The organism is Desulfurellaceae bacterium (assembly GCA_021296095.1).
GTDB lineage: Bacteria > Desulfobacterota > Binatia > Bin18 > Bin18 > JAAXHF01.
Genome location: JAGWBB010000031.1, coordinates 11,567 through 17,442 on the forward strand (window position 1 = coordinate 11,567; position 5,876 = coordinate 17,442).

The following is a 5,876-nucleotide window of genomic DNA, read 5'->3' on the forward strand; positions in this document are numbered from 1 at the left end:
AGCCCCTGACCCAGACCGGGAGTTCGACCGACTGTCCGTGCTCGTCGAGGCGGGTTTCGGTCAGCGTCTCTGCGGCCATGAAGCGCACGGCCGCCCCGCTCGGCAGCCCAACGGCCGAGTCCGTAGCGTCCCGGTCACGCTGAAAGTGGACCTGCGAGGCGTCGGAGATTTTGTATAAATCCTGGCTGAGCAGGGGAGAGTTGGGGCCGAGGGTGAGGCCGATGACAATCCCCACAACCATGCCGATCAGGATTTTGGTATACAACTGCATAGCGCCGCAGCATAGCCCCGGCCGATTGGCCGACGCAAGGCCGTGGCTGGAGCCGTGAGAGAGCCTTGCGTTGTGAGGTGGCGTGCTGTACTACGAGCCAGCGTTTTTGGGTCGTCTCTCAGCCGATCAGGCCGCTATCCCGAGCGGTAGACTGAATGCTACCTCAGCACGCAAGACCGATTTCACCGGAAGCTCAGCATGGACCTCACGATACGAGAAGACGATTTGCAGGGGGCGGAGATCATCGCCCTGCTGGAAAAGCACCTCGCCCTCATGTCCTCGGTATCGCCACCGGAGAGCGATCATACGCTCGACCTGGAGGGCTTGAGAGGGCAGGACGTTACTGTATGGACGGCGTGGCGGTGTGACAGGCTTCTCGGCTGCGGTGCGCTGAAGGAGCTGGAGCCGAACCACGGCGAAGTCAAGTCAATGCATACGGCTGCGGCATTCCGCGGCCAGGGGGTGGGCGCGGCGATCTTGCTACACCTCCTTGATGAGGCACGCAGGCGTGGCTATCGCCGGGTCAGTCTGGAGACCGGCTCGATGTCGGCGTTCGCGTCTGCCCGTTCCTTGTACCGGCGTCACGGGTTCTCGACCTGCCCGCCGTTCGGCGACTACTCGGACGATCCGAACAGCGTCTTCATGACGCGAACGCTTTAGCATCGTCGGACGAGTGAGCGCCTAGAATTTCATGGGATATGAAGGGGGAGCAGGCTTTCCTCATGGGCCAGCGCTGCGGCGTAGGCCAACGCTGCATCAATATGAACGGACTGGAGAGTACGGCAACTCTGGAGAATCTGGCTGCGGCTCGCTCCTTCGGCCAGACTGTCAAGAATAGTCGTGACAAAAACCCGTGTCCCTTTCACACACAGCTGCCCATGGCAGAGCTTGGGGTTGTGGACCAAATACTTATGCCACTCAGTCATAAGATGTTCCTGTCTTTCCTGTCCTTGACGGTGAGCGTACTGCCGTCCTGTTCAAGTAGCTCCTCCACTGTATCTGGCAGACAGCTGCATAGCACTACAAGATAGCCCCCGTCGACTGACCGACGCAAGGCTACGGCTGTAGCCGTGCGAGAGCCCTGAATTGTGAGGTGATGATTGACAAGAGAATTCTGCTCGCAATGATGAGGAGCAACCTGCTCGGTCGGGCCGTCTGGACCGGATGGCTGGCAGTGGGATAGCAAGTAGGCTATTCACCTCTGCTACGAAAGGGAAGCCGAATGTTGGGTCAGTTGGATGTGCAGTGACTCGCTCGGTACCACCGGCGATTGGCCGTTCGCTTTCATGAGGAACAGTTCGATGCTGAAGTATATCCTATTACCTGTTCTCCTCACTACTCTTAGTCTGGCGTGTGGTCCGGTAGATGAGGAAGCGGAGGCGAACAAGCGGTTTGTCGAGGCTGTCGCTCTCCTTAAAGCTGCTGAGAGTGAACCAGCCGCGCCTGCTAAGCTCTCGCTGCTCGAACAAGCGGAGACGACCCTTCAGACAATCATCACCCGATATCCGTCCACGGGGCTGGCGGTCAAGCTGACTAGTGGCCAACAGATTGGCAATGTGTCGCTGACTACCGTGGAGGCAGCTGTCAAGGACGCCCGAGGTCCGGCCTGCCAGGCAGCGCCGACATCCGCGTGTGTTATTGCTCAGGCGCTAGATCTCGCTCAGACGCTCGAATGGGGCCAAGACTCAGCGCTAGTCCACATAACCAGGGCACTAATTGATATCGCCCTAGCGCAAGCTCAAGCCGAGGATCGCGTAGAAGCGCGAGCAACCATCGCCCAGGCGTTGGCGCTTGCTCAGACGTTCGACAAGACAGACCGTGCTGTGGCGCTGCCCGATATCGCCCTAGCGCAAGCCCGAGTCGGAGACCGTACGGGCGCGCAAGCAACCATCGCCCAGGCGCTGGCGCTTGCCCAGACGCTCACCGACGAGGAAGGCCGACCGCTCACCGATGAGGGAGGCCGAGCCACGCTGCTGGCTATCGTCGCCCTAGCGCAAGCCCAGGCTGGGGATCGTGCGGGCGCGCAAGCAACCATCGCCCAGGCGTCGGCGTTCGTCCAGACGCTCACCGACAAGCAAGGCCAAGCCATGGCGTTGGGCTTCGTCGCTCAGGCGCAAGCCCAGAGTGGGAATCATGCAGGGGCACGAGAGACCACTTCCCAAGTGCTAGCGCTCACCCAGGAGATCGCCCAGGCACTCCCCGACGGGGAAGGGCGAGGCGAAGCGTTAGCCTCCCTCGTATTTCTATGGCCACAGGTCAAGGCGGGCGACACAGCGCAGGCGTTGGCGCTCGCCCAGACGTTCACCCATGATTGGGTCCGAGCCTCGGCGCTGATCTTCGTCGCTCGGGCGCAAGCCCAGGCGGGAGACCGTACGGGCGCGCAAGCAACCATCAGCCAGGCACTGATACACGTCCAGGCGCTCACCAACGAGAGAATCCGAGCCCGCGTACTGGACGATATTGCCCCGGCGCAGGCCCAGGCGGGAGACCGGGCAGGCGCGCAAGCCACTATCGCTCAGCTACAGGCACTCACCCAGACGTTTCCCGAAGAAAGCCGAACCGGGGTGCTAGCCAGCATCGCTCAATCTCAAGCCTATATGGGCGACGGAGTGCAGGCGTTGGCTCTCGCCCAGACGCTCACCGATAAGGAACAGCGAGTCAAGGCGTTGGCCGATATCGCCCTAGCATTGGCCCGCGTCGATGCTGCGGATACATGAGGGGACTGAAGGTCCCTTGCAACCCTAATATGACTCACTGTCTATGATATTGGCTCGATACTTTCTGGTCTAGCATCTGATAATTTCGAGTATAGTAGCGGAAGGTGGCATCAGCGTCTCGAACTCAGAATCAGGAGAACCAGCTTGAGTGAATTTATAACCTGCCTTAAAGAATGGCAGACTCTCGTGGCTGGCCTAATGGCGTTGGCGGCTGCAATAATTGCTTGGAAGCAGCTAAATTTTCAGCGGCAAGAATCCGAATCGCGCCGTCGCCGTCGAGAAATGGCATATCGGGCCGTTTTGCCCGTAGACTTAGCCACCTTCATGGACTATCTCGAAGATTGCTACGAGGCAGCTGTAATAGCACTCCAAATGATGAGACCGGAAGGAACAGGCTCCGAAACTTTCAATATCCCCAAGCTTCCCGACCGGCTTATCCCAAATCTACAAAACCTCATTGAACAACTCGATGAATACAATGCTGATACCATTGCTGAGATTTTGAAGTCTTATCAGCTACAAAATTCTCGCCTTAGGGCGGCGTTGGAAAATTTCAACTCGGAGAATTCTGATGCGGCTATCGAAGCCACCTTTCAGGACACGGTTCGTCTCTGGCTCCTCGTAGATATGGTCTTTCCATTTTCTCGAGGCGAAGAAAAAACGATACCGCCGTTTAGTCTTTCTGAGGCAGAAGTCAAACGCGCACTTGTATTTTTGGGGCAGAAGTCGTCGTATTACATTCCTTCTGCTAATGATGAAAAAAAGATCTATGCTGCCCTGGCTAAAGAAATAGATTGAATAAGGGTAATGTCCTGGCGCAGAACCGCTGGAAGCTATCTTGATGACCTGACCTTCTGCCAGTCAGAGAAAGCGTCAAAAATGGTCTCGTTGTCGGAGAGTATAAATACGCTCAGGGAGTGCTCTTCTTCAATCCATTCATATCTGTGAAGGCAACAGGGACAAGGGTCTTGCACCTAGCTGGAGGACGCTCAGGCAGGCGGCGCGCTGCGGCGCAACAATTCGGCGAGCGCTTGGCCTTGGCGTTCGAGCGCCTGACCGATCTGGGCCGATGTTTCGGCTTGCCGTCGGGTACTCTCCCGCAGTGTCTCGGCCATGACATCAATTTCCCGATCGCGGCGCTGGCCCGCTCGCTGCATCTGGGCCAACCCCCACAAGATCGCTCCGAGGCCGATTCCGCTGATAGCGACCTGTCCCAGCGCCACCCACACCTGAGCCTGTGAGATCGCCAGTGCGGCTGTTTCGTACTCGGTCATGTCTCTCTCTTCTTCTCGCATTGCGGATCGCTTGAGCGCTGTAGCGCGCTACCCGGCGATAGGCGTAGCCGCAAGGAGTCTCCTTACAGAGCGAAGGGTCCCCGTGCCTAGGTCAGCGACCTGCCTCCATCGACGTGGAAGCTGGCCCCGGTGCTGTAGTCCGACTCGGCGACAAAGACAACGACCTGGGCCACGTCTTGCGGGCTGCCCGCCCGCTTGACCAGGGTCTTGGCGATCTCCCGCTGCCGAACGCTGTCGGGTGTATCGTCCTGGAACAGAACCGGACCGGGAATCACCGCGTTGACCATCACCTGGGGGGCGAGTTCCATGGCCAGGCCCTGGGTGAAGGTCAACACACAGGCTTTTGACACCGAATAGGGAATGTAGTCGGCCCAGGGGCGCTCTCCGGCCACATCCGCAATGTTGATGATATGTCCCCAGCCCCACTCGCGCATGCGCAGCCCGATCTTGTGGGCGCACAAAAAAGTACCGGTCAGGTTCACGTCCATGACCCGTTCCCAGTCCTCGGTCGTGAGCGTGTCAACCGGGGTGCGGTAGAACAGGGCCGCGTTGTTTACCAGGATATCAATGCGGCCGAAGTGCGCGGTGGCCGCCTCAATCATGGCTTCAACCTGGTCTTCCTTGGTGATGTCGGCCTGCACAGCGAGGGCCTGATGGCCGGCAGCCTGCACGGCACGGACGGTCTCTTGGGCCTGGGGCTGCGAACGGTGATAGTGGACAACGAGGTGGCAGCCCCGGGCGGCCAAGGCCTGGACGATTGCCTGGCCGACCCGTTTTGCCCCGCCGGTGACAAGGGCGATTTTGCCGGAGATGTTCATTCAGGCCTGCAAGGGGTCGTGCTGGGGTTGGAGGACGAGTTCGACCGGACAGCAGCGCGCCGGTGAACTCACGACCTGGTAGACGGCTTCGGCCACGTCGTCGGGGCTGAGCATTTTGTGACGCTGAAGCCGTTTGTTGTGGGGAATCATCGTGGTGTCAACATAGCCGGGATAGATCGTCGAGACCGTGATGCTTTTTTCCCGGACCTCTTCGAGCAGGGCCTGGCTGAAGCCCCGGACCCCGAACTTGGCCGCCGCGTACGCGGCTTCGCCGGCCCGGCCGACCAGCCCGGCCTGTGAGCAGATATTGATGATCGTCCCCCGCCCTTGGGCGAGCATGGCCGGCAGCACCAGCTTTGAAACCAGCATGGTTGCCCACAGGTTGGTCCGCAGGGTGGCGTCCCAGTCGGCCGGTCGGGCTTTGACAATCGGCGTGCGCGGTGGCCCGCCGCCGGCACTATTGACCACAATATCGAGGTGTCCGAAGCGCTCCAGGGCGGTGGCGACCAGGGCTTCGGTCTGCTCGTCCCGGGTGAGGTCGGTCGGCAGGGGCACGGCTTCGACGCCCAGCTGCCGGGCAAAACGGGCCGTCTCGACGAGCTGGCTTTCGGTCCGGGCGGCCAGCACGAGGGCGATGTCGGCCCGGGCGAGCCGGAGTGCAATCGCCCGACCTATGCCCCGGCCCGCGCCCGTGATCAGGGCGACCTGGCCGGAAAGAGAGGGCTGTGCTGTCCCGGTATGTGCTGTGGCGGACATTTTGTTGCTTTTAGCATGG

8 protein-coding genes are annotated in these 5,876 nt (G+C 60.0%); 3 read left to right on the forward strand and 5 right to left on the reverse strand.

Annotated features, from left to right (window positions below; genetic code table 11):
- Window positions 1-271, reverse strand: a 271-nt coding sequence (locus J4F42_09385) for a hypothetical protein (GenBank protein MCE2485710.1), incomplete at its 3' end; no start/stop codon positions are given.
- Window positions 272-469: 198 nt separating this feature from the next.
- Here J4F42_09385 and J4F42_09390 point away from each other — a divergent pair.
- Window positions 470-931, forward strand: coding sequence for a GNAT family N-acetyltransferase (locus J4F42_09390; GenBank protein MCE2485711.1), 462 nt, complete (start codon window positions 470-472; stop codon window positions 929-931).
- Window positions 932-960: 29 nt separating this feature from the next.
- Here the strand turns inward: J4F42_09390 and J4F42_09395 are convergent, their stop codons facing one another.
- Window positions 961-1,197: a DUF433 domain-containing protein gene (locus tag J4F42_09395; protein ID MCE2485712.1), complete on the reverse strand. Its 237-nt coding sequence runs from the start codon at window positions 1,195-1,197 to the stop codon at window positions 961-963.
- A 375-nt stretch (window positions 1,198-1,572) separates the two neighbouring features.
- Between J4F42_09395 and J4F42_09400 the strand changes: the two genes are divergently transcribed.
- Together J4F42_09400 and J4F42_09405 are read left to right on the forward strand one after the other, a co-directional pair.
- Window positions 1,573-2,988, forward strand: a complete 1,416-nt coding sequence (locus tag J4F42_09400; GenBank protein MCE2485713.1) for a hypothetical protein — start codon at window positions 1,573-1,575, stop codon at window positions 2,986-2,988.
- Window positions 2,989-3,132: 144 nt separating this feature from the next.
- Complete coding sequence (locus tag J4F42_09405) at window positions 3,133-3,786, forward strand: hypothetical protein (protein ID MCE2485714.1); 654 nt, start codon at window positions 3,133-3,135, stop codon at window positions 3,784-3,786.
- Between the two features lie 191 nt (window positions 3,787-3,977).
- Here J4F42_09405 and J4F42_09410 read toward each other — a convergent pair whose 3' ends face one another.
- The 3 genes from J4F42_09410 to J4F42_09420 form a co-directional block, all read right to left on the reverse strand.
- A complete protein-coding gene (locus J4F42_09410; GenBank protein MCE2485715.1) occupies window positions 3,978-4,262 on the reverse strand; it encodes a hypothetical protein in 285 nt (94 codons plus the stop codon).
- Between the two features lie 107 nt (window positions 4,263-4,369).
- The gene (locus J4F42_09415) at window positions 4,370-5,101 is read right to left on the reverse strand and encodes an SDR family oxidoreductase (protein ID MCE2485716.1); all 732 of its coding nucleotides are present in this window, start codon (window positions 5,099-5,101) and stop codon (window positions 4,370-4,372) included.
- On the reverse strand, window positions 5,102-5,876 hold a 775-nt coding region (locus tag J4F42_09420), incomplete at its 5' end, for an SDR family oxidoreductase (GenBank protein ID MCE2485717.1).